The sequence below is a fragment of the Paenibacillus sp. GCM10027630 genome (assembly GCF_042676305.1).
Taxonomy (GTDB): domain Bacteria; phylum Bacillota; class Bacilli; order Paenibacillales; family NBRC-103111; genus Paenibacillus_S.
In genome coordinates this window covers 170,059-195,452 of the sequence record NZ_JBHTGY010000001.1, presented here as the reverse complement: position 1 = coordinate 195,452, position 25,394 = coordinate 170,059, and the positions used below count along the sequence as shown (strand labels likewise).

Sequence of the window (25,394 nt, the reverse complement as noted above, 5' to 3'; positions counted from 1 at the left end):
AGGCAGAGATGATGAGTAAACCTGTTGCAACGATGTTTTGTATGATTGGCGTGTTTTCAATAATGGTGACCATTATTATATATCACTGGCTTAATCCATCAGTAAACTATCCGGTTGCCCATAATGGAATATTGGATGCAAGGGAATGGAATTTTTCTAATGATTCAGTCATTCCACTAAAGGGTGAGTGGGAGTTTTATGCAGGGAAGCTGCTGACTCCCACTGATTTTAAGAATCACCCCGAGCTTGTAGCACAACGACAGACTCTGAAGGTACCCGATGGCTGGAAGGGGGTACTTGAAACTGACGGAAGAGATGGCCACGGTGTTGGGACATACCGATTGCTCGTTCAAGTAGACAAGACGGATATATATAGCTTGCGAGCCAAAAAAGTTCGGATGTCCAGCCACATTTATATGAACGGCACCGATCTTAAAGGCAATGGGAATCCATCGCTTAACGGAAATGATTTTGTAGCCAGCAATCTGCCCTTTTTTGGTACAGAGAAGGCTGAAGCAGGCGTCATTGAAATTATCATCCAGGTTGCGAGCTTCAAATATCTCGTTGGCGGGTTGGTGCAAGCTCCTGAGTTCGGCTCCTATCGGGCGGTTACGGATCGAATAGATAATTCCCAGCTGGCAGATATGGTTCAGATATCGACAATGTTGTTGTTCGGCTTATACTATGGCGGCATGTTCCGCCAATGGCGCAAAGAACGGCATCTTATGTATTTCAGTTTATTTTGTCTGGCAACAGGCGTTTTTTTTACCATCGACAACGAAATATTGTTATCGAGGTTAATTCCCTCGATCACCTTCGTAGTGATTCAAAAAATCATTTTTATTTGTACTTATTTTTCCTTTTTATTTTTTGCATTGTACATTTTTACCTACTTAGGTGAGCAAAACAATTTGTTGTTTCGCTGGATACTTCGGTTCATTTATGTTTATCTCGTAGTCATTGTGTTCATTCCCAATGAATATTTGGTGAATACCATGACACTGAATTTCCTGTTACAAGGAACCACATTTATATTTATTTTTTATATGCTGATCCGCAATAGCTATAAAGGAGTCTCGGGGACCGGCTTTCTTGCGGTAGGGGTGTTCTTCCTAATCGTCAACTCGATTATTGCCCAGCTTCGTTATGAGCTGGCACTTGACAATCCGTATTATATGATCGTTTCACCATTGCTTCTCGTGTTTTCCCAAGCTTTTCTAATGTCTAACCGCATTCAGCAGGCTTTTAATAAGAATGAACGACTATCCAAGCAGCTGCTTGCTTACGATCGGCAGAAGGATGAATTTCTGGCTAAAACCTCGCATGAGCTTCGCACACCGTTGCATGGTCTTATTAATTTATCACAGTCGCTGCTGGATGATCGCAAAACCGAACTTAGTCCCCAGCACAAGGAAAATATCAAGCTTATGAACCTGGTTGGCCGACGGCTGGCTGGACTTATTCACGATATTCTCGATATGTCACGAATTAAGCATGGGCATATGCTCATTCATACAACCGCTGTGGATTTACGAATGAGCGTTAGCTTTGTGCTCGAGACGCTTTCCATCACGCCTATTAATAAGCAGGTTATCCTCATTAATGAACTTGATGCTGGGCTGCCTCTAATTTACGCTGATGAAAACCGATTGAAACAAATTTTATATAATTTATTGGAAAATGGGATGAAGTTTACCGAGCAAGGCTCGATTCGCATAAGCGCTGAAATAAGAGGGAAGGAACTCGCTGTTTCTATTACCGATACGGGCAGAGGGATTCCACCAGGGCAGATCAAGCGTATTTTCCAGCCCTTCCAGCAGTATAACGAAATGGGCGTACAGTCGCCGAGTGGGATTGGTCTTGGACTCAGCATAACCAAGCAGCTTGTGGAGCTTCAGAATGGCAATCTGGAGGTGGAATCAGAGGTTGGCAGAGGGACCCGCTTTACCTTCACGCTGCCGATAGCCCCTGGTGAAGTGTCAGTAGACAAGACGACCTATGATACGGATTTTGTCGAGAGTTATGCTTTCGCAACACAATTCCGGTCCGAAGAGCCGGCGGAATTTTCTATCCTCTTGGTGGATGATGAGCCTTCCAATGTAAAAATATTAATTGACGCAATCTCATCCTTGAATTATGACTACACGGCCGTATATAGCGGCAAGGAAGCCATTGAGCTGCTGCAACGCTCACCCAAGCCGGATTTGGTTCTGCTTGATTTGATGATGCCCGGTGTTTCAGGTGTTGATGTTTGTAAGGAAATTCGCAAATTGCATGGCTTGGCCGAGCTTCCGGTATTGATGCTGACAGCATCCGGTCAAACCGGTGATATGATTGCAGCGTTCGCAGCAGGAACTAACGATATTTTGCAAAAGCCGTTTGAGCTGACCGAACTTAAGGCCAGGGTACAATCACTGCTTTCCATGAAACGATCTTCAGAGTATGCGGTCCGCAGGGAGATTGATTTTTTGCAAGCGCAAATCACCCCCCATTTCCTGTACAACAGCTTGAATGCCCTTGTTGGGCTCAGCTACAAGAACACCGATAAGCTAAGAGAGACCATTCATCATTTGACGACCTATCTGAGAGCCAAGTTTACTTTCACCTTTCAAAGTCAGCTTGTATCGTTTGAAAGAGAGCTAGAGCTGGTGAAAGCCTATATGGCGATTGAACAGTTGCGGTTTGGCAGCAGGCTTCAGGTTCGTTATTTGATTGAAGAGGGCTTTCATTGTATGCTGCCGCCGCTGATGGTTCAGCCTCTCGTAGAAAATGCGGTGCGTCACGGGATTGGGCCGAAGCCTTCAGGAGGCACAGTGGTGATTCGTGCTTGCCGTGTGCACAAAGGGGTTGAAATTACTGTGGAGGATGACGGAATCGGGATGGATGAAGACATGCTCAATAAGCTGGATAAAGATGAGGGAAGCGGGGTCGGTACCGGGAATGTAAACCGGCGACTAAAAATGCTTTACGCCCAAACATTGGAGATACGCAGTGAACCCAACCAAGGGACTTATGTAAAGTTTCACATACCGGAGGAACGTGATGCTTAAAGCTGTATTGATTGATGATGAAGAAATTGCTTTGGATGTGCTGGAAATTGTGCTGGATGAAGTGGGCGGCGTATCTGTTGAACGCAAATTTCTTCAAGTGGATGAAGCGTTCGCTTATTTGGAGGATACGGAAGTGGACCTGATATTCCTGGATATTGAGATGCCGGGAATGAACGGGTTGATCGCTGCGGAGCGATTGTCTCTAAGTTGTCCGGGCAGTCAGATCATATTCGTTACCGCTTATCAGGAATATGCCGTGGAAGCTTTTGAGGTCAACGCTTTCGGATATTTGCTGAAGCCTGTTTCCAAAGAGCGGCTCGCTAAGACGCTGGAGCGATATCAGTATCGATTCCGCCAACGGGAGCAAGCACAGAGCAAGCCTATCCGATCTTCTGCCGAGGAGGAGTTGGAGCCTGTCGGGGAAACGGAGGAAACCTCTCTACATTTGAATGTTCTTGGGAGTATGGAACTGTACGATTCAGATCATTCCTTGGTAACGTGGAGGACGAAGAAAGCGAAGGAAATGTTCGCTTATCTTTGGCATTATGATGGCAACCCTGTGCAGCGCAATCGCATTTTGGAGGATATGTGGCCCGAGCACACGCTCGATCGGTCGCAGGCGTTGTTTCACACGACGTTATACCATCTTCGCAATACGCTAAAAAACGCAGGGTTTCAGGACGCGGTCATGTTTGGCGATGAGAGATATTGGATGCGGATAGAGGGAATTGTGAGTGATAAGTCACAGCTGGGCGCATTAATGCACTATAAAGACGGGGATCTGTCCGTGGTAGGGGAATTGGTCAAGCTTTATCGCGGCGACTATTTAGAGTCAGAGAATTATGCATGGGCAGCAGCGAGACGATACGAAATTCGTGCTGCCTATCTGCAATCCTTGCAACAGCTGCTTCCTTTAGCAGGACGATTGGAAAGGGAATCTATTTTGCGAAAGCTTATTATGCTAGAGCCTTATACGGAAGTTCATTACAGACTCCTGCTGAAAGATTTGAAGGAAGCGGGAGAAGGCGCTGCGGCGCGGAATCTGCACAATCTAATGGTGGATAGGTTTAGAAATGAGCTTGGGATTGAGATTTCGCTGGAATAACTTCTAATTTCAAGCTAAATAAAGGAAATCGAGATTCCTTTATTTGTGCATATAACCATACTAATGAGCAAAAAGAGAGAGATAACGGAAGCACCTGCTTCCGCTGTCTCTCTCTTTTCTATAACTGCTATTTACTTGCACACGGTCTCTCAGATCTAAATAAATTTCAAGGCACAACCTCACTCAATAAACCTCCAATTCCTGGTATGTGGTAATATGTGGTAAAATGGATGAAAAGAATATAGAGGGGAGTGTGCTATAAGGTGGATTCCAAATGGGAACAAGCGACAGCTTTACTGGCACAGCATGGACAAGAGCAACTGCTCCAGTTTTATCCTCAATTATCTGCAGCTTCACAGGCAAAACTGGTCGATACAATTCTTAACTTGGATTTTAACAAAATTAACAATATGCTGAATAACCGACCTACCGCTGCGGATCATATGGAAGCATTAGATTCCATACATGCTTGGGATTGGGACGAGTTTGACGTCCAGGAGCAGGAGCAATTTATGCAAAAGGGCTGGGAGCTGCTGCAGAAGGGGAAAGTTGGAGCATTGGTTGTTGCAGGCGGGCAAGGAAGCAGGCTGGGACATGAAGGTCCCAAAGGTACCTATGATATCGGATTACCTTCGCATAAATCATTGTTTCAGCTGCAAGCGGAACGTCTGATCAACCTGTCCAAACGGGCAGGTACTGCGATTCCTTGGTATGTTATGACAAGCCCGGATAACCATAGAGAAACGGTCCGCTTCTTCAATAATCATGATTTCTTTGGTTATGATCAAAAAGACTGCTTCTTTTTTGAACAAGGAGTTATGCCTGCATTAGACGAAAGCGGGAAAATACTGATGGCTGCCGAAGATGAGATTAGTCTGGCACCTAGCGGCAATGGGGATTGCTTCGCTGCACTTAAGCGCTCTGGTGCTCTGGATGATTTGAAGCGCCGCGGCGTGGAGTGGCTGTTCTATTACAATGTTGATAATGCGCTGATTAAGGTGGCTGATCCGGTATTTATTGGAGTGGCTGCGCATTTCAACAATCCTGTAGCAACTAAAGTGATTGAGAAGGTCGAACCAGAGGAAAAGGTTGGAGTAGTCTGCTTGAAGAATGGTCATCCAGCTGTAGTGGAATATAATGAATTGCCGGAATCCATTATGTATGCTCGGGATGATCAGGGAAAGCTGAAATACCGTCTGGCTAATCTGTCCATTCAATTGTTTCGTACCGACTTTATCGAGCAGCATGCGCAAACCGAAATCCCCTACCATGTGGCCCACAAAAAGATTCCATATGTTAACAGCGATGGTGCTTTAACAGCTCCGGACAAACCGAATGCTTATAAGTTTGAAAGGCATCATTTTGACTTTTTCCCGTTGGCTGATAACCTGACCGTACTATTAATGAAGCGAGATGCTGAGTTTGCCCCAGTGAAAAATAAAGAAGGAGTGGACAGTCCATTTACCGCAAGGCAAATGCTGTTCGAATTACATCGCAGCTGGCTTCTTACGGCAGGTGTTCCTTTAGAAAGGCTAGCCAATCGGGAGATCGAAGTTTCTCCATTGGTTTCATATGCCGGGGAAGGATTGGATCCGCTGCGGATTAACTTCTAATCATCAAACGTATTCAGCAATAAAATTTTTTTGCAGGCCCTATAGAAAAATCGATGGCAAATATGGTCTGCTTTTAATGGAAAACGCAATATTGGTTCTTTTAAGCTTAAAAAATTATGCTAGAATAGGTGGAGAACTTCAACTAACTCTAATACGAATATAAAGAGGGCCGCCATCTATGTTAAACCGACTGAATAAATTTTTGGAAAAAGTGATGCCGCTGCTGACTCCGCTAGGTGTTATTGTAGGCTTGTTATGTGCGTCGTGGTTATCTTCCTACAGCTTTCTCGCGCCATGGATTTTTGCAGCGATGACTTTTGCTGGAAGTCTCGGATCTAATTTCAAGGATTTGGGCAAAGTAATCATGCATCCGTTTCCGCTTATTGTCATTTTCATTATTTTACATGTAGTGATGCCATTGATTGGGTGGGGAGCAGGTCAATTATTTTTCCCAGGCGACGATCTGACGCAGACGGGCTTCATCCTTCTGTTCGTAATTCCAACCGGGGTCATAAGCTTGGTGTGGGTTACGATATACCGTGGCAATCTGGCGCTAACGTTAGCATTAATATTGCTCGATACGATGCTTTCCCCATTCATTGTGCCTTACAGCTTAACGTTGTTTGTAGGCGCCAAGGTAGAAATGAACACATGGGACATCATGCAAGGACTGCTCTGGATGGTAGTTATTCCATCATTGATAGGCATGGCGCTGAACCAGCTTACCAAAGGCAAGATCAAGTCACAGTGGGGCCCGAATTTAGCTCCATTTTCCAAAATCGGATTATTTATTGTTGTATCTCTTAATAGCTCTGTTATAGCTCCTTATCTTAAACAAATGAATTCTCAGCTGGCCGTCATTATATTGGTTGCATTTGTATGTGCTACATTAGGCTATGTGCTTGGATGGTTCGTAGCGAAAGCGATGGGTTGGGATCGTGAATTAACCATTGCTTTAACGTTCAACTCCGGTATGCGGAATTTAAGCGCGGGTGCGGTACTGGCTATCGCCTTTTTCCCGGCGCCTGTCGCGCTGCCTGTTATCGCGGGAATGCTGTTCCAGCAAATTCTCGCTGCATTGTTCGGTTACAGATTAGGCAAAAGCTTGGGCATGAATGGACAAACCGCAACCAAAGCAGCTTAAACAAGAGAAAGTATTCATGGGCTCAGTATAATGCCGTGGATACTTTTTTGTTGACCGCAGTGGTCTTTCTGTCTATTATTAAGTCTGTTTGGTCATTCTAGTAGAATAGATGATCAGGGATTAAATTACAGAGTATTTTGCAGAGGGGACAACCATGATGAAGGGGAAATCCAAATATACGGCGACGGTGTCGCTCGGAATAATGGCGGCGGGGTTTGTAGGGACATTGTTTGTAGACGGGCCTTGGGTGCGTTTTTTACAAAGTGGCTTTGAAGCAGGGCTCGTAGGAGGGTTGGCGGATTGGTTTGCTGTTACTGCGCTGTTCCGGCATCCGCTTGGTATTCCAATACCACATACGGCTCTTTTGCCGAAAAATCGCGCTAAGGTTTCGCAAGCTTTTATTACTACGATCCAGGAGGACCTCCTGAGTAAGAAGAGCATTATGGATAAGCTGGCTCAGGTGCCCATTATTATAAGGCTTTTGCGTGGGGCTGAGCAGCAATTGGCGACAGACGGCGCTAAAGCGGGAATAGCGAAAATAAGCGAGTTTGCGATTCAACAAATTCCATTGGAGAAGCTCGCTGCTTACGGGGAAAAAGAAATCATTCGTCTTTTAGGAACGTTGGATTTGCGCAGCTTGATTGATAAAACACTTGGACAAGCCTACGCAAGAGGTTATGATGAGAAAGCTTTCGATTTTGTGCTGGATATGGCAGAAACGCTGATCAGCAAGAATGAAATTCGGGATCGCATGGGTGTGATGGCTGTACAAGCTTTGGCCCATCTGAAAACAAACGGACTCATGCAGTTTGCATTAAATGCGTTCGTTGGATTTTTTAATGAAGAAAAGCTTGGCAGCTTGATTCAGCAGTTTATGCTTACAGGTATAGAGGGCTTGAGGTCTAAAGAAAATGCAAATCGCCAAGCTGTGATGGAAGCATTGAGAGATTGGTTGAATAAGCCTGAGCATCAGGAGAATATTGCGTTGGAGCTGGAGAAATGGAAAGAGCAGCTGGCAACCGAATGGAAGCTTGGCGATAAGCTGTTCGTGCTGCTGCAGCGGCTGCAGACACAGGCGCTTGAATGGGTGCGTGAGGAGCAGTTTGCCGAAAATCATGTGATTCCTTTCCTTTCACGTATGATCAAGCAGATTGAAGAAAATGAAGAACTTCTTAATCGGATGGAGCTTGGGCTGAGGGAGCAAATTGCTCGTTTAATTGAAGCTAACCATCATAAAATTGGGGCGCTGATCAAGGAAAATATCGACCGCTTTGACGATGCTACGCTTATTGAACTGATGGAAGATAAGATTGGCGGGGATTTGCAATGGATTCGTGTGAACGGTGCTATTTGCGGATTTTTGATCGGGCTTGTGCTGGCTGGGGTACATGCGATTGTACAATAATGCCATTTGCTTATTAGTTTAATAAAACAAGCCTCTTGAAACGATGGTCAAGCCCCAATTTTGTAGACATAGAAAAAAGCCCTAGGCAACAAGCTGGTGACGGTACTCTACCGGAGTCAGCTTGTTTAGTTTATTCTGGATTCGTTCTTCATTATAAAACTTGATATAATCTTCAATACGCCTTTGAAATTCGGCTATATCTCGTATGTCATAAGAATAGAGTGCTTCTGTTTTCATATGAGAGAATAAGCTCTCAAGTCCTTTACAGCACTAAAGTAAGGTGCCCTTTCTAATGTAAGTCTGCCGAGCGTACCTTATTTATCTCGCCAGAAAAGCTGTCTTTAAGCTTGAGATATATCCTCAATGAAAGTGTTTCGATCAGAAAGCTTTTGGAAGGAATGAAGATTGAGCGAGTAACCTGCCTACCTTGCGTAATTTAGAGCTGCATTTGAGCTTAAGATCTTTAATGCACCCAATGATCAAGGGGGATTTTTATAGAAATAGCTGGGGCCGAGCCCTGGAGGACTTTGTACGGAACGGAGAGTTCCGCTATTCCATCAGCCGCCTCCAATCTGGAGCGATAGCGGAAGTGGGAATTCCGTTATGTTGGCCAAATGGAGCATTTATGCACAAAAACAGAGCAATAACGGAACTGGCTGTTCCGTTATTGCTCTGTTTTTTGGCCTTTTCAGGTGATAACGGAACAATTACTTCCGCATTGCCCTTCACTTCCGTGAATGCAGTACTGGTGTGTTAGTTAAGGTTATGTGCAGGTAGATCTCTTCGCTAAAAGTATAGTGAAGCTAACTGTACGTACATGGAACATTGCAGAGGAGTTCATGGCTATCAATAACGGCTCGAAGACCGGCTTAGGGGAGTAAGGAAGCGGCGCAAAGCACGAAGTAGAACAAAAGAGGGAACGAATGTAGGGTGGAGGAGCGTAAGCGTCCGCCTGGTCGTCACCTCCGGAGACTGCTCGAGTATGCAGTCTACCTTTGAAGCTACTGTTCCGACTGCAGCAAGCCTTGCATTCAAAGGTACATGAGTTCAACAGCTGCCGTAATCCCACACCCATCCCTCCAAAGCGCACAAATGTAGATTGTACACGAAGGACGCCGTAAGGCTTTTTTTTGTAGAATTTATATGTTTTGGAGAGAACGAAGCTTACCCTGACTTTTGGTCTCTCTTGCGGGGGGGGGGCATCCATCCTATTATGCTAGGTCTTTAACATGAGTCCAGCCGACTAACGGATCGTCGATCCTCTATGGGTTGAAAACCTATCCCATTTCATGAAGTAGAGGAACTACGATGCGTTATTCTGACTTTTATAGACTGAAATGCCTTATTTTAAACTAAATAAGAGATCCTAGTTCCGTTTCATTCGAAAAATAACGTTAAAACAATGAAATAGCGCACCTGACTTCCGATCATCCTTCTAAAAGAGTGATGACCGCTGCAAGCCTACCAATCCAAGGAACATGATTTCAAGAGCGGTCGGAACCCACACGGATTCCCTCTCCACGTACACACGTATGAGTTTGCACATAAAAAGACCGTCAGGAAATGAACTGACGGTTCTTCTTATTTATAGCGCCAATCAATCTAGTTTATTGCACCATATTAAAAGAGAAATGCCTATCAAGGGCAAAGTTGATAGCGCCGAGGGCCCCTCCAATTTCGGCTAATGATGCAGTGTTAACCGTAATTCCCGCCGAAAGAGCCATCATAGAACGCTGCTGCATAACTTTTGTCGCGGTTTGTACATAGGTGCTGCATATGCCGGGGATGGCCCCTCCCAGTATTATGGCTTCAGGGTTGAGCAAATTGACGAGATTCGCTAAGGCAATACCCAGATAGGTTGCAGCGTGATTAACGACACGAATCGCAAGCTCATCGCCTTGATCCGCGGCTAGGCAAACATCTTTGGCACGCAGAAGCTGGAGATCATGCCCTGGCCTTCTTAGGCTGCTTTCTTCTTGACCGGCCCGCAGCAGTCTGCGGGCTTCCTGCTCCATGGCGGAAGCTGTTGAATACAGGTGCAGGCAGCCGTTATTCCCGCAAGGGCACACAGGGCCGTCAGGTTCTACCGTAATGTGTCCGAGCTCCCCTGCGCCACCGAACGAACCGGATACGAGCTGCCGGTCGTTAAAAATACCGGCGGCAATGCCTGAGCCTACCCCGACATAAATCATATGCTTATAATCTTTCCCTGATCCGAACCGGCATTCCGCAAGACCCCGAGCCCGGTGTCTGTTAATAGCGACAGTCGGCCAACCAAGCCCTTTGCTTACCATTTCCTCAATATCCACATTCGACCATCCCAGATCGGATGCACTCTTAATAATGCCAAGCCTCGTATCCACAAGTCCGGGCACACCCAGGCCAAACATTTGGATAACCTCTTTATCGAATTCTTGAACAAACTTCGAGGTGTGGTCGACCAGCTCTTGAACGGCTTCCTCGGGTCTGGAGGAGCTGACAGGTATTTTGGTCTTGTGAAGGACATTGCCGAGTAAATCAAATACACCGAGCGTCCACGCCTGATTATCCAGATCAGCACCCATAATAGCGTGGGAGCCGGGAACTAATTCTAGTGAAATGGCGGGACGCCCTCCTGTGGAAGGAGCTTTTTCCGTTTCTTTCACGAGATTCCATTCAATAAGCTCGGAAATCGTTGATGAAATAGTAGCTCGACTTAGTTCAGTAATTTTGGTCAATTGAATCCGGGGCATGGAGCCGTGCATACGCAATGCTTGGATGATGCTAGTTTTACTGCCCTTTTGATCGCTTTTGCTAGGAATTATCATAAGTTTCACCGTCGCCATATCATTCTGTAATTAAATCGATTATACCTGAAACTCAAGATGAATGGTAAATATTTCGAATTTTTCAATCAAATAGCATACAAGCGGACAACCATTACTTATTTGGAGTCATATGTTTAATTTAATAAAAAACAAAACAAAGATCAAGTGAAATATGAAAAAATAGCTGCTTTTATCCGGATAAAACATATTTTACACAATACTTAATTTATATATTGACATAAGTCCTCGTTTTCCTTTATGATATCCCTATAGAAATGAAAGCGCTATTACGGAGGGGATAGGATGAAAGCAACGATTGTATTAGGTGGAAACATGTATGATGACTCAACAATCGAGCATTTTTTGAAGGATGCAGCCGATATCGGTTATGAGGGTGTTGAGATTCGCGGTGTTGGAGAATTGAAGGATGGCCATATTTCACAGGAGCGGGCTGAGCAAATTAAAGGCTTGCTGGATGGTTATAAATTAATCCCGACTAATCTTTCTTTGTTTGCAGGCGGGTTTGCTTGCAATACGGATGAGGAGAATGAGGCTGAAGTTCTGAAATGGGAGCGTTATCTGAATTTTGCTTCAACAATTGGCTGCGGCATGATGAGGCTGAATCCGGGATTCCAGCATTCTGACGAGGTTTCTAAAGAGGATTTTGCAAGAGCCGTGAAATGGTTTCAAAAATGTGCTGATCTGGCAAATGAACGAAATATTAAGGCAGTCATTGAAATGCATCATGGGACGCTATGTGACACTGCAGAATCATCCATCGCTTTTGTAGAAGCGGTTGGACGCAGCAACGTGGGGCTGATTCTCGATCCCGTCAACTTATATCAAGTTCCGACAGAGTATGGAATCGAAACGATTAAACGGTTAAAGCCATATCTGTACAATGTTCATATCAAAGATATCGTGGAGCTGAAGGGCGACCAATATCCTTGGGCATTCGAGTACAGTGATTATGTACCTCATATTGGAAGATATCATCGGGTTATTGCCAAGAAGAACAACAACGAGGAGCGTTACTACTGTCACCGCCTCATCAATCAGGGAGGTATTGACTGGTACGAAGTGTTCCGGGGGCTAGAGCAAATCGAGTATAGCGGGCTTCTCACCATCGAAAGTGTAAGCAAACCGGGCTCCGATCTTCCTGTTCACACAGAGCTGGCGCAGCAATGCTACAAGGATTTGCAGCATTTACTAACTACAATAAAGCCTAATGTCAATGTTTAAAAAGTTCAAATAGGGGAGTGCTGGTGTGAAGAACCTAGAAAAGCAAGTTTCTTATTCGCTCTTTGTCAAGCATTGGAAAGACAAGTCAGCTCAAGACTTGGGCCGCTTTGTAAGCGGTATCGGCTTTGATGGCATTGAACTGCCCATCCGTGCAGGATTTCAGGTTGAGCCTGAAACCGTCGGCAAATCATTGCCTGAATTCGCCAAGCAACTGGATGAACAAGGCGTCAAAATATATAGCGTTGCCGCTTCAACTGATGAATCAGTCTTCGCCGCATGTGCGGAGGCTGGGGTGCCAGTGATACGGATCATGATCAACATAGATCAGGACGGCTATAAGGCGACGGAAGAGCGGACCAAGCGCAAGCTGGAAGAGCTTGTACCACTTTGTGAGAAATACGGCGTGAAGGTCGGCGTTCAGCAGCATTATGGGAACTATATCATAGATTCCAATGGAATTATGAACTTAATGAAGGATATCAACCCTGAGCATGTAGGTGTAGTTTGGGATGCAGCACATGATGCTTTCGCCGGACAACAGCCCGAATACGGATTGGACATCGTTTGGTCTCATCTTGCTATGGTCAACTTGAAAAACGGCTTTTTCATCCGAAGCAACGGACCTGAAGCGAAGACAGCCGAGTGGAAACGTCATTTTACTACCGGAAGACATGGTATGGCGCATTGGCCAAGAATTGCAGATTATGTGAAGAAAAGAAACTATTCGGGTGTAGTATGCTTGACCGCTGAATATACGGATCTGGACAACAAAGACCGCTACATTGCCGAGGATCTGGCTTACGCTAAGTCGCTGTTTGAATAATAATTCTCCAGCAGAGCCATAAAGAGATTTTGAAAAGGGAGGTGCAGTACCATGGCAGCTCAAAGCGAATTGCAATTGGGCAGTCTCGCAAGAACGGTACCACAAAGCAGATGGAAGCATGTGATGCACGGACTTAAACGAGACAAATTTCTTTATTTGTTGATTGCTCCCGGTTTATTGTTTTTTCTAATATTCAAGTATGTTCCCATGTGGGGTGTTATCATTGCTTTTCAGGACTACTCACCCTACATGGGTGTAATGAACAGTAATTGGGTAGGATTTGAGCATTTCACGCGTTTCTTTTCAAACCAGGACTTTTTCCTATTATTTCGAAATACGATGGCTATCAGCTTGCTGAGCTTAATATTCTTTTTCCCTCTTCCAATCATACTATCGCTTTTGTTGAACGAACTGCGCAATGAAATCTACAAAAAGTGGATTCAATCCATCGTGTATATGCCTCACTTTCTTTCATGGGTTATTATCGCGGGGATTACCTTTTTGCTGCTGTCACAGTCGTCGGGGATTGTTAATAAGATGCTGGTCAGTTTAGGCTTTGCCAAATATGATTTTCTAACTAACGAAAATAATTTCTGGGCGCTGCTAACCGTACAAAATATATGGAAAGAAGCTGGATGGGGAACAATCATTTTCCTTGCCGCCATTGCCGGGGTCGATCCTCAACAGTATGAAGCGGCTAAAATGGATGGAGCCAACCGGCTGCAGCAAGCCTGGCATGTAACGCTACCTGCTATTAGAAGTGTCATTGTCGTATTGTTCATTCTGAAGCTTGGCCACATAATGGATGTGGGATTCGAGCAAGTTTTCTTGATGATGAACGGAGCAGTGTCTAATGTTGCAGATGTATTCGAAACTTACGTTTATCGTCTAGGTATTCAGCAAGGTCAATTCAGCTTTAGTACAGCTGTTGGTTTGTTCAAATCGCTGGTCGGATTGATTTTGGTTATTGTAGCTAACAAGCTCTCCAAACGCTTTGGTGAAGAAGGCGTGTATTAATCGCTAAATATCGGTAACGGGGTGAGGAAAATGAAACGAAGCATAGGTGACCGGATATTTGATACAGCGAATATTATAGTGCTGGGCATCGTAGCGATCATTACGCTTTTTCCACTTTATTATGTATTTGTTGTATCATTCACGGACCCAACGGAGTATATCCAGAAGCAAGGATATATCTTATTTCCACAAAGCTGGACTTTGGATTCCTACAAATATTTATTGTCTACATCGGCTTTCCGAAACGCAACTATGGTCAGCGGATTTCTGGCTACTGTCGGAACCGCATTGAGCCTCGTAGTAACTGCCGCTCTGGCATACGGCTTGTCTAGAAAGCGGTTGCAGGGTAGAAGAATCATCATGCTGCTGATTCTTATCACGCTCTTGTTCAGTCCGGGATTGATCCCGCCTTACCTGCTCGTTCGCGACTTGGGATTGATCAACAGTATCTGGTCTTTGATTTTACCGGTACTGACAAGCGGCTGGTATGTCATCTTGATGAAGAGCTTCTTTGACAGCATTCCAGTTGAGCTTGAGGAATCCGCTGTTATCGACGGGTCAACGGATATCGGAGTTTTCTTCCGGATCGTCCTGCCTTTATCGCTTCCGGCATTGGCCGCATTCGGATTATTTTACGCAGTGGCATACTGGAACACATTCTTTAGTGCGGTATTATACATCAATGATCATGCCAAATGGCCTCTTCAGCTAGTGCTGCGCAATATGCTGATCGACTCCTCGACCCAAGCAGGGGGATCGGCTGCAGCAGAGATGATGGCCGGACAAAATATCCCTACCGAAACTTTAAAAATGGCTGCTGTCGTAATTGCGACGATACCAATCCTATGTGTTTATCCGTTCCTGCAAAAGCATTTTGCCAAAGGTGTAATGCTGGGTTCGGTGAAAGGATAATCTTTTTAAAAATGAATTAGGAGGGTTAGTATGAAAGAAAAAGAGAAGTTCATTAAACGTAAAGCGGTGCCTGCATCCTTGTCATTCATCATGGTAGCATCAATCCTGTCGGCTTGCTCAGGCGGTACAGCTCCAGGGACAGATAAAGGTGCGGCAGGTGCAGTGAAAGATGAGAAACCGACTGAAATCAGCATTTTCACCGAGTTCAGCACACCGGAGCCTCCTTCAGCGGACAATCCGGTTACGAAGGAATTCGAGAAACGTACGAATACGAAGCTGAATATTACCTGGGCATCACCTAATGCATGGGAAGAGAAGCAGAACGTTATGTTGGCTTCCGGCGACATGACCGATTTGATGAAGATTAAAGATATGAAACAAACCCAGGCAATCAACATGATAAAACAAGGGGCATTCTGGGATTTGGGTCCTTATTTGAAGGATTATAAGAACTTGGCCGCTTATCCGAAAGAAATTATGGACAGTGTAAAAGTGGATGGCAAGCAATATATCCTTCCGTCAGTACGTCCGCTTCATGGCAGCAGCTTTTTCAATATCCGCCAGGATTGGTTGGATAATGTAGGGCTGAAGATGCCGGAAACTATGGATGAGTTCTATATCGCAATGAAGGCATTTGTTGAAAAGGACCCGGACAAAAACGGCAAAGCTGACACCTATGGATACAACGGGAAAAACTGGGAAAAGGTTATCGATATTTTCAACAACAGTAATGGTAAGTGGAAAGATGTAGGGGGCAAGCTGGTTGACACTGATTTGGAGCCAGGAACCCGAGAAGGACTTATTTATCTGAACAAAATGTACAAGGATAAAATATTGCCTGAAGACTTCACTATTATGAAAACTACAGACTATGAAAACATGGCAAAAGCGGGAAAAGTCGGTGTCCAGATGGATACGACAGAAGGCGTGTACCGTGCTACAGAAGGTGCGCAGAAGCTTGATCCGAAAGCGGATTTCGTAGCTATGACGTTTCTTTCAAGCCCGGCTGGTAAAATGGTTCATACAGGCAGCGGATTTGCCGGATTGTATTTGATTCCGAAAAAGGTCCCTGAGGCCAAAATGAAGAAGATCTTGGCTCTAATGGATTACGGCGCATCCGAAGAAGGCTTTGAATTGGCTTGCTACGGACTTAAGGACATCCATTTCAAAGTGGTAGACGGGTTTAAAACGGCAACAGATCAAGCTGTCAAAGAAAGTGTATCACAAAGCTCCTTTGGTAAAATCTTCGAAAGATATGATCCGTATTTGTGGGCTTACCGTGTTGGAATGCCAAAAGCAATGTTCGAACGCAACAAGAAAATCGTTGACGAGCGTTCCAAATACGGAGTAGCTGATGTATCGATTGGTTTATTGTCTGACATCGATTTGAAATTAGGACCGGATTTCAAAAAGAAAATGGACGATATGAAAGTTAAAGTTATGATGGGAAAAGAACCGATCGAGTCTTGGGATGCAATGGTTAAATCGTTCAAAGCAGACGCTAATTACATGAAGATGATCGATGAATTTAACAAAGCCTATCAGGATAAAAAAAGCGGTAAATAAATAGAGAGAAGGAGTCGAGAGGCCCATGCTGCAAAAATTGCGATTGGCCGTTGTCGGATTGGGACGTGTATCGAAGTCCCATCTTCCGGCAGTTCGGGAACTTGCACATAAAATGGATCTGGTTGCACTAGTAACCCGAGATGAAGGGAAGCTGCGGCAGGAGGCAGAACAGTGGGAAGGGGTAAAAACTTACACTTCCTATGATGATGCGGTTAATGATCCGGATATTGACGCTTTCCTGCTGCTGCTACCTCATGATCTTCACGCGGAATATTCAATTAAGGCGCTTCGTGCCGGCAAGCATGTGCTGGTTGAGAAGCCTATGGCTATGAATGTAAAGGAAGCGGAAGACATGGCTTTGGCCGCCATAGAAAATGGCGTTACGTTGATGGTAGGTCAAAGCAGGCGGTTCTTTAGCCCTGTTATGGAGTCCATCAAGAAAGTCAGAGCTAATGAAATCGGCGGACTAATTAATATTAATGCGCTGCTGCTGGCCCATATGAATAAGCCGGCAGCAGATTGGTGGAAGGATGAATCGAAGATCGGCGGATTCATTATTCCGCTATGGGGGAGTCACATCCTTGATTACATCGTATGGGCCTATGATAAAATGCCGATTTCGGTTTATGCTCAAGGTCATTCCAATAACCCGAACTGGAGCGGGGAGGATGAGGTCGCCATCTCGCTCAATTTCGGTGAAGGTCAAATGGCTAATGTACTTATGTCGTTTAATGCAGGTGTCCGGCCAGCAGATGAAGAGGGCTTGACAGGCAAACGGATCTGGTCGACACAGAACAGCATTTACGAGCGTTACCTGATCGGCACTAACGGCATGATGCAGTTAAAGGATGAATACGAGCTGCTATTGAATGGTGAGAAGCAGGCTGAGTGTGAAAGAACGAACGCCAATTTCACCTGGCAGCTCGAAGAATTTGCAGACGCTATCCGTGAAGGAAGAGAGCCGCTCGCATCGGGACGGGAAATCATTCGCGTGATGAAGGTTATAGACGCTTGTTTCGAATCCATGCGTACGCATCAGGTTGTTCCAATTCAGCCCTAAAGAGGTTGTTCGAAAAAGTCCCCTCTTGATTACAAAGCAGCTCAGGAAGCCTATTCGGAATCGAATTGACTTTTTGAGCGCTCACTAAAACTCTAAGGAGGAGCTATACTCATGAAGAAGAAAGCATTGGTGCTCTCACCGGAATCACGATTGAAGGAGGTTTGCTCCGACAAATGCAGGACCTTGTTAAATGAACATTTCGATGTATCCTGGAATGAAACCGGCAAGGATTATACTAAGGAAGAGCTGGCCGGGATGATAAACGATGCCGAAGTGATTATTACGAGCTGGGGTTCTCCGAGCCTAAGCGAAGAAGCGCTGGAGAAAGCCGTTAATCTCCGCGCAATAGGCCATGCGGCCGGAACGGTGAAAAGTCTGGTTCCCAAGCAAATCTTCTCCCGTGGTGTCAGGGTATTCTCAGCAGCTCCCCGTATCGCGTTAAGTGTGGGAGAATATTGCCTTGCAGCATTGCTTGCGTCCCTTCGCCATTTGCCGACGCTGGATGCATCCTTGCGTGCGGGCCAATGGAGAGAGCTTGGCCTCAAAGGCAGAGAGCTTACCGGCAGCACGGTTGGCATTATTTCCGCGAGCTCCACAGCGCGGGCTTTCATCAAGTTATTAGCGCCGTTTCAGGTTAACGTGCTTGTTTACGATCCGTATTTGTCCGAAGAAGCCGCAGCTGCATTGAACGTCACAAGAGCATCCTTGGAAGAAGTTATGAGCTGCCCTATTATTTCGGTGCATGCTCCGAAGCTTCCCGCTACGGAAAGAATGCTAACCCGCGAGCTGCTGCAGCTCATCCCTGACGGAGCTGTCTTTATAAATTCTTCACGCGGCCCTGTAGTGGATGAACAAGCTTTTATGGACGAGCTTAACAGCGGACGTTTCTTCGCAGCGCTCGATGTGTTCGAGAAAGAGCCGCTTGTCGCGGATAGTCCGATTCGCTCCTTACCTAATGTACTCATCACCCCGCATGTTGCTGGAGCATCGGTACAAGGCCATCTTTCGTTGATGGAGGAAGTAGTGAAGGATATCATACGAGGCTTGAACGAAGAAAAGACAACCTATGAAGTCAGCGAGAGAATGTGGGAAGTTATGGCGTAGAAATCAGCAATATAGATAAAATTACGCGGCTTTGGAGAGCTGACCGGAAGGAGATTTACACAAATGGTAAGAAAAATGTCAGTACCGCCTATGGAATTGGTAGACTATGAAGGTCCTGGAACGCAGATGTGTGCTGTAATGGACGCAATTGGAGAAATTAGTGTCAGAAGAGCTTTAATTCCAGAGCCCAAGGATGGAGAAGTACGTGTCAAGGTTAAGTGGGTCGGCATTTGCGGTAGTGATGTTGAAGTGTTCCGTGGCGCGCGCGAGCCTGAATTTATTTCGTACCCAACCAGACTTGGACATGAAGTAGCGGGAGTTATCGATAAAATTGGACCTAACGTAATTGGTGTCAAAGAAGGCGATCATGTAGCATTGAGGTATGTATGGGGCGCATTTGCAGAATATGTGTGCTGCACTCCATTCTCGCTGAAGGTGCTGCCCAAAGACCTTCCGTTAATCGAAGGCTCGTTGATAGAAGTGCTTCCTGGAATCATTCACGCAGCGGAGCTTGGCGATATTTCTCCTAATAAGAATGTATTAATCACAGGGCAGGGTGTCAGCGGTTTAGTGATGACCCAAGTGGTAAATATGTTTAGTCCGAGAAATTTGGTTGTAACAGACCTGTTTGACGAAAAGCTGGCATTGGCCCGGAAATACGGTGCTACCCATACTTACAAGCTTCCAAATGAGCATGCAAATACAATGGATATTGTAGGTGCAGATTTCCCGGACGGCTTTGACGTCGTTATTCCTTGCTTGCTGGAAGGAGCGGGAATGGTAGATGCCATTAACGCTGCGGCTCAAAACGGTCGTATAGTGATGTACGGCTGCATCGGCACCTGCCATAAGCCGGTCGATTTCTTCAAGGTTCATAAAAAGAGGCTGGATATTCTTTCCACGGAACCTAAACGCGATATCGATAACCGACGTTTCTTCGATGAAGGTCTGCGTCTTGTTCTAGACGGACTAGTCAACACGGAGGAAATGATAACGCACGTTGTTCCGCTAGCAGAGGTTGCACGAGCATTCCAATTGAGGAATGAGCACAAAGGAGATACCATTCACGTAATGATCGACTGCGAAGTGAAATAGTCAGCTACAAAACCGTCCTCAGGGACGGTTTTTGTCGTTATGAGCAAGAAAGATAATGAGGTATTCGGTTATAATAGAGAAAATGCTTTCTAATTCGAAGGGAGATTGGAGCTATGGCAATAATGGATGAAAATGAGATCGTAAAAATTACTAGCGCCCTTTCCAGGCAGCCTGTGTTATTATCGGACGGAACTGCATTGCCAAGAATGGGTCAAGGCACATGGCTTATCGGCGATGATTCGTCTAAAAGGAATGAAGAGATCTGTTCAATAAGGCTGGGTGTAGAGCTTGGTATGAACTTGATCGATACCGCTGAAATGTATGGAGAAGGAAATTCGGAGCAGTTGGTTGGAGAAGCAATTAAAGGAATTAGGGATGACGTATTTATTGTATCCAAGGTATATCCCCATAACGCAGGAATTAACCGTATTGCCAAAAGCTGTGAAGCGAGCTTGAAGCGGCTTGGGACTGATCGTCTGGATTTGTACCTGCTGCACTGGAGAGGAAGCATCCCTCTAAGTGAAACAATCGAAGGAATGGAGAGATTAGTTCAAGAGGGGAAAATTGCAAGATGGGGCGTATCCAACCTGGACACTGCCGATATGAAGGAGCTTCTGAGCTATGATAAAGGCGCTCACTGCATGACCGATCAAGTGCTGTACCATCTTGGTTCACGCGGTATCGAATATGATTTGCTACCTTTGCTTAAAAAGCACAAAATACCGGTTATGGCGTATTGTCCTCTGGCACAGGCCGGTTCGTTAAGAAGGGGACTTATTGATAATAGGACGGTAAAAGCTATTGCTCTTAAATATAACGTTACTCCATATCAACTGCTATTAGCTTGGTGTATTCGTGAGGGGGATGTTGTAGCGATACCAAAAGCATCGTCTGTAGAGCATGTAGTGGATAATGCTCAGGCCATTCTTATTGAGTTAACAGAAGAGGATATCGAGAGCTTGGCTGCTGAGTTTCCTAAACCTTCCAGAAAAATGCCGCTTGATATAGTATGATCAGATAAGGCAGCTCCTGCTTTTGAAATTTGCCAATGCAAATAATACGATTTATGCTAAAATATATGAGACCAAATGCGCTATCGTTAAATAAGCCAAGTTGGATATATTGTTATGGGAAGGCGGGCATCTCTTAATGAAGCTGGGAGCTATTGAAGCAGGAGGAACAAAATTCGTCTGCGGTATCGGCAATGAGCATGGTGAAATTACAGATCGGGTAAGTTTTCCGACAACAACACCTGAGGAAACGATGGGTCAAGTGATCCAGTATTTTAAGGAGAAGGACGTTGAGGCGATAGGTATCGGCTCTTTCGGTCCGGTGGATTTGAACAAATCCAGCAGTACATACGGATATATTACAACAACTCCCAAGCCTCACTGGAATCAATATCCGGTTTTGGGCGAACTGAAAAAGCATGTGAATGTTCCAATGGGATTCGATACAGATGTAAACGCTGCGGCGTTGGGGGAAGCCGAATGGGGAGCAGCCCGTGGGCTGTCCAGCTGTGTGTATGTTACAATTGGAACCGGGATTGGAGCGGGAGCTCTTGTTGAGGGAAAGCTGCTGCATGGTCTGCTTCATCCGGAGATGGGGCACATTCTGATCAAACGTCATCCTGAGGACTCTTTTGCAGGCAAATGTCCCTACCATCATGATTGCTTGGAAGGAATGGCCGCAGGCCCGGCAATTGAACAGCGTTGGGGTAAAAAAGGGTACGAGCTTGAGCAGAATGACAAAGTGTGGGAGTTTCAGGCATATTATTTGGCTCAAGCGGTTACAAACTTCATCTATATTCTTTCCCCGGAAAAAATTATTCTGGGTGGCGGCGTCATGAAACAGCAACAGCTATTTCCTTTGATTCGCAATAAGGTGTCGCAAATGTTGAATGGCTACGTGCAGAAGCAGGAACTGGCATCGGGGCTTGACGATTATATTGTGCCTCCGGGTCTCGGCGATAATGCGGGACTTAGCGGCGCTTTGGTCCTCGCCAAGCGGGAGCTCCAGCAGCAGTAAAGCTGCAGCTAATCCAGAACATCATAAATACTATACTAAACTTTGAAAAGAGGATTCTCCATGATTGATCATATTGTACTTGTAAAATTCTCTGAAACTACAACGCAAGAGCAGCTGCAGGAGGTAGTGGACCGATTCAAAGCATTAAGAAGCCACCTGACTGGAATTGTTGACCTGCAAGCGGGAATTAACTTCTCGGAGAAAAATCAAGGATACCAAGTCGTTTTATCCGTACGATTCGAGGATAAAGAAGCACTTGCCGCATATGGACCGAATCCTCATCATCAAGCTGTAGCCGCTTTAATTAGGGAAGTCGGCCGATTGGACAGCATTGTGGTTGATATCGAGATTTAGGACGAACAGTATCAAATAAGCCGACCGAATATTAGGGTCGGCTTATTTGATGTATGACGGCAGGCTGTTAGATTAGATGGAGCTCAAGAAACGGACGAATAGCGATTCTAGCAAGAATGGATGAAATTGACGGATGAGAGTAGTATACTGATAAAGCGGTTACATTACCGTTTTTCCAGCTAGTTGAATGCTGGAGAACAGGATGTATGAACCAACCAAATCGCTGGACAGGGAGATAATGTATGATGAATAATGCACAGCAAAAAGCCAATCCTCAAAAGCTGGAGCAGCTGGTTTCGTTGGCGCTTCAAAAAGTGGGAGTTTCCCAAACGGAGGCCGACTTGACTGCAACTATATTAGTCGATGCTGATCTGCGCGGGATTGATTCACACGGCGTGATCAACCTATATGGTTACTATATTAAAGGGATACAAACCGGTCGCATTCAAAGCAAGCCGGACATTAAAATATCGTCCGGCAGCCCTACAACAGCATCCGTAGACGGGGATAACGGTCTTGGATTTGTCATCAGCCATAAGGCGATGAGCGAAACGATAAGAATGGCGAAGGAATTTGGAACTGGATGGACGACTGTATATAACAGCAATCATTGCGGTGCTGGAGCTTATTATATGCTGATGGCTGCACAGGAGAATATGATTGGCCTGATGTTCTCAACAGGAGGCTCAACGGTGGCCGGTCCTGGTGGTAAGGAACGGATGATTGGCAACAATGTAATGGCATTCGGAGCCCCTGGGGATAAGCAAGGACCTTTTGTTCTTGATATGGCGCCGACCATGGCGATAGCGAACAAGCTGCATATGCTCCAATGGGAAGGTAAAAGCATGCCGGAAGGCTGGGCTGTAGATTCTGAGGGACGGCCTATTACAGATCCTAACGTTTATTTTGCCGAGAAAGGAGCCGTTCTTCCGTTAGGCAGCTCAGCTTCGCATGGTGTACATAAAGGCTTTGGGCTGCTCCTCGTTGCCGATATATTAACGGGACTCTTATCAGGAGACGGAGGCAGTATGTTCCGTAAAAAAGGGCAGGAAAGCCACGCTTTCTGTGCTTTACGGATCGATGCATTCCCTACCGGAGGCGGGTTTGCACAGCTCATGGATGAGATGATCGGGAAGATACATGAAGCCCCTACCGTAGAGGGGGCTGACAGAATGAAATATCCGGGCGAGAAGGAGAATGTGACCTATCAGGAAAGAAGTGTCAACGGCATTCCTCTTAAGGAGAATGTAGTTAAGGAACTTCGCGAGATGTGCAGGGAACTAGGGCTGTCTATGGACAGCATTTGGGTAAATTAAGATCCGGGATGGACCTTAATTGGTGGCTGATGTTAACCGCCGTCATGCAACGTCATACCACGCGCTGGGAGCTGCGCACGGTGCAACAAACAAAAGAGATAACGGAACTAGGTCTTCCGCTGTCTCTTTTGTTTGTTGTGCATTGCATGCATAGCGGAACAATTACTACTACTAATGCTTGATTCATTCATGATGGGAAGTAGCCGGCTGAAAAGAAAAGCAATTGATAGCTGCACTTAAGAAATAAAAATCCAGTCCCGAAGCATATATTTGTTGATGATATTTTTGCTGATAAATGTTATTGTACTGTTAATAAATATTTTTTATGAGCTGAGGGAGGCCGACCGGGTGGGTGCCATTAATTACAGTGCTTTAAGCACAGCTGAATTAAATGATCTATATTTGGAGTTACAGAGTAAATTCGATGCGTATAAGAGCCGGAAGCTGAGCTTGGATATGTCCAGAGGCAAGCCTTGTACGGAACAGCTAGAGCTTTCTGTGGGGATGCTTGATGTCATAAGCTCCAGCGACAGCTTGAAGACTAGAGACGGATCGGATAGCCGCAATTACGGTGGGCTAGATGGAATTGCCGAGGCGAAGGAGCTGTTCGCGAAGGTACTTGAGGTTAACGTAAATGAAATCATCATTGGTGGAAATTCAAGCTTGGCAATGATGCATGACACGATATCCAGAGCAATGATTCACGGCCTGTATAGCAGTAAGACTCCATGGAGCAAGCTGCCTGCGGTTAAATTTCTGTGCCCGAGCCCGGGTTACGACCGTCACTTCGCTATTTGCGAGCTGTTCGGTATTGAAATGATAACGGTAGATATGCTGCCGGACGGACCGGATATGAACCAGGTTGAGAAGCTTGTGAGGGAAGATGCCGCAATTAAGGGAATATGGTGCGTGCCCAAGTACAGTAATCCTGATGGGATCACCTATTCCGGTGAGGTTGTGGATCGGCTGGCGTCAATGGAAACTAGTGCGGAGGATTTCACCATATTTTGGGATGATGCCTATACGGTTCATCATTTAACAGACAATCCTGACCGCTTGAAACCTATGTTAGCTGCCTGCAAAGAGGCTGGGAACCCGGATCGAGTGCTCATGTTCAGCTCGACGTCAAAGATTAGCTTCTCTGGCTCCGGAATGGCTGTGATGGCAGGCAGCGAAAGCAACTTGAATTATATCCGCAAGCAGCTAGCCGTTCAGACTATCGGTCCGGATAAGATCAACCAGCTTCGACATACTCGCTTCTTTAAGGATACCGATCATATTAAAGCCCATATGGAAAAGCATGCAGCCATCATAAAACCCAAATTTGATACGGTATTGAGCATCCTCGAAACTGCCTTGTCCGGAGGGGGAATCGCCGAATGGAATAAACCGAACGGAGGGTATTTCATTAGTCTAAATACATTGGACGGCTGTGCTAGAGAGGTTGTTTCCATGGCGTCTGAAGCTGGGGTCACCTTAACCAAGGCTGGAGCTACATTCCCTTACGGTAAAGATCCGCGGGACCGGAATATTCGGATAGCTCCTACGTTCCCGACTTTATCCGAGCTAACAACAGCGATTGAAATTTTATGTCTATGTGTACAATTGATCAGTATCCGTAAGCTTCTGGCTGATAAAGAATAACAGAATCATCTATACGGTAGCTTAGAAGTTGCGTGAGCCCTGAAGGATTTGAACGAAGTTGAGAGTTCCGTTATTCCATCGGCTTCCTTCAATGTAAGGTTATAGTGGA

General features: G+C 45.5%; 19 protein-coding genes and 1 pseudogene. 18 read left to right on the top strand and 2 right to left on the bottom strand.

Annotation, left to right across the window (positions count from 1 at the left end):
- The first annotated feature begins 8 nt into the window (after nt 1-8).
- The 5 genes from ACFQ0C_RS00960 (at nt 9) to ACFQ0C_RS00940 (ending at nt 8,317) form a co-directional block, all read left to right on the top strand.
- Nucleotides 9-3,050 (top strand): ATP-binding protein, encoded by a 3,042-nt coding sequence (locus ACFQ0C_RS00960; protein ID WP_379363077.1) that lies wholly within the window; start codon nt 9-11, stop codon nt 3,048-3,050.
- Nucleotides 3,043-4,155 carry a response regulator gene (locus ACFQ0C_RS00955; protein WP_379363075.1) on the top strand — a complete coding sequence of 371 codons (1,113 nt, stop codon included), beginning with the start codon at nt 3,043-3,045 and terminating at the stop codon, nt 4,153-4,155. The genes ACFQ0C_RS00960 and ACFQ0C_RS00955 overlap by 8 nt, the downstream gene beginning before the upstream one ends.
- Before the next feature lie 263 nt (nt 4,156-4,418).
- The gene (locus ACFQ0C_RS00950) at nt 4,419-5,768 is read left to right on the top strand and encodes a UTP--glucose-1-phosphate uridylyltransferase (protein WP_379363073.1); all 1,350 of its coding nucleotides are present in this window, start codon (nt 4,419-4,421) and stop codon (nt 5,766-5,768) included.
- A 178-nt stretch (nt 5,769-5,946) separates the two neighbouring features.
- Nucleotides 5,947-6,912: a bile acid:sodium symporter family protein gene (locus ACFQ0C_RS00945; protein ID WP_379363071.1), complete on the top strand. Its 966-nt coding sequence runs from the start codon at nt 5,947-5,949 to the stop codon at nt 6,910-6,912.
- Between the two features lie 154 nt (nt 6,913-7,066).
- Complete coding sequence (locus ACFQ0C_RS00940) at nt 7,067-8,317, top strand: DUF445 domain-containing protein (protein WP_379363069.1); 1,251 nt, start codon at nt 7,067-7,069, stop codon at nt 8,315-8,317.
- Nucleotides 8,318-8,398: 81 nt separating this feature from the next.
- Here the strand turns inward: ACFQ0C_RS00940 and ACFQ0C_RS00935 are convergent.
- A pseudogene (locus ACFQ0C_RS00935) lies at nt 8,399-8,563 on the bottom strand (IS3 family transposase); the annotation flags it as partial.
- A 1,361-nt stretch (nt 8,564-9,924) separates the two neighbouring features.
- Nucleotides 9,925-11,124, bottom strand: coding sequence for an ROK family transcriptional regulator (locus ACFQ0C_RS00930; RefSeq protein ID WP_258215637.1), 1,200 nt, complete (start codon nt 11,122-11,124; stop codon nt 9,925-9,927).
- A gap of 303 nt (nt 11,125-11,427) precedes the next feature.
- On the opposite strand from ACFQ0C_RS00930, the gene ACFQ0C_RS00925 reads away from it, so the two are divergent.
- The 13 genes from ACFQ0C_RS00925 (at nt 11,428) to ACFQ0C_RS00865 (ending at nt 25,285) form a co-directional block, all read left to right on the top strand.
- The gene (locus tag ACFQ0C_RS00925) at nt 11,428-12,366 is read left to right on the top strand and encodes a sugar phosphate isomerase/epimerase family protein (protein ID WP_258215636.1); all 939 of its coding nucleotides are present in this window, start codon (nt 11,428-11,430) and stop codon (nt 12,364-12,366) included.
- A 25-nt stretch (nt 12,367-12,391) separates the two neighbouring features.
- On the top strand, nt 12,392-13,189 hold the full coding sequence (locus ACFQ0C_RS00920; RefSeq protein WP_379363066.1) for a sugar phosphate isomerase/epimerase family protein: 798 nt from the start codon (nt 12,392-12,394) through the stop codon (nt 13,187-13,189).
- A gap of 51 nt (nt 13,190-13,240) precedes the next feature.
- Nucleotides 13,241-14,206: an ABC transporter permease gene (locus tag ACFQ0C_RS00915; protein WP_379363064.1), complete on the top strand. Its 966-nt coding sequence runs from the start codon at nt 13,241-13,243 to the stop codon at nt 14,204-14,206.
- A 30-nt stretch (nt 14,207-14,236) separates the two neighbouring features.
- Nucleotides 14,237-15,118, top strand: a complete 882-nt coding sequence (locus ACFQ0C_RS00910; protein WP_258215633.1) for a carbohydrate ABC transporter permease — start codon at nt 14,237-14,239, stop codon at nt 15,116-15,118.
- Between the two features lie 30 nt (nt 15,119-15,148).
- Nucleotides 15,149-16,684, top strand: coding sequence for a type 2 periplasmic-binding domain-containing protein (locus tag ACFQ0C_RS00905; protein WP_379363062.1), 1,536 nt, complete (start codon nt 15,149-15,151; stop codon nt 16,682-16,684).
- A 25-nt stretch (nt 16,685-16,709) separates the two neighbouring features.
- Nucleotides 16,710-17,744, top strand: a complete 1,035-nt coding sequence (locus tag ACFQ0C_RS00900) for a Gfo/Idh/MocA family protein (RefSeq protein WP_258215631.1) — start codon at nt 16,710-16,712, stop codon at nt 17,742-17,744.
- 111 nt (nt 17,745-17,855) lie between these two features.
- Complete coding sequence (locus ACFQ0C_RS00895) at nt 17,856-18,848, top strand: hydroxyacid dehydrogenase (protein ID WP_379363059.1); 993 nt, start codon at nt 17,856-17,858, stop codon at nt 18,846-18,848.
- Nucleotides 18,849-18,911: 63 nt separating this feature from the next.
- Complete coding sequence (locus tag ACFQ0C_RS00890) at nt 18,912-19,943, top strand: zinc-dependent alcohol dehydrogenase (protein ID WP_379363056.1); 1,032 nt, start codon at nt 18,912-18,914, stop codon at nt 19,941-19,943.
- Between the two features lie 113 nt (nt 19,944-20,056).
- Nucleotides 20,057-20,956 (top strand): aldo/keto reductase, encoded by a 900-nt coding sequence (locus ACFQ0C_RS00885; protein WP_379363054.1) that lies wholly within the window; start codon nt 20,057-20,059, stop codon nt 20,954-20,956.
- A gap of 136 nt (nt 20,957-21,092) precedes the next feature.
- Complete coding sequence (locus ACFQ0C_RS00880; protein ID WP_379363052.1) at nt 21,093-21,971, top strand: ROK family protein; 879 nt, start codon at nt 21,093-21,095, stop codon at nt 21,969-21,971.
- Nucleotides 21,972-22,031: 60 nt separating this feature from the next.
- Nucleotides 22,032-22,325: a Dabb family protein gene (locus ACFQ0C_RS00875; RefSeq protein WP_379363049.1), complete on the top strand. Its 294-nt coding sequence runs from the start codon at nt 22,032-22,034 to the stop codon at nt 22,323-22,325.
- 242 nt (nt 22,326-22,567) lie between these two features.
- The gene (locus ACFQ0C_RS00870) at nt 22,568-23,641 is read left to right on the top strand and encodes an Ldh family oxidoreductase (protein WP_379363047.1); all 1,074 of its coding nucleotides are present in this window, start codon (nt 22,568-22,570) and stop codon (nt 23,639-23,641) included.
- Between the two features lie 348 nt (nt 23,642-23,989).
- Nucleotides 23,990-25,285 carry an aspartate aminotransferase type Ic gene (locus tag ACFQ0C_RS00865; protein WP_379363044.1) on the top strand — a complete coding sequence of 432 codons (1,296 nt, stop codon included), beginning with the start codon at nt 23,990-23,992 and terminating at the stop codon, nt 25,283-25,285.
- Nucleotides 25,286-25,394 lie beyond the last annotated feature (109 nt).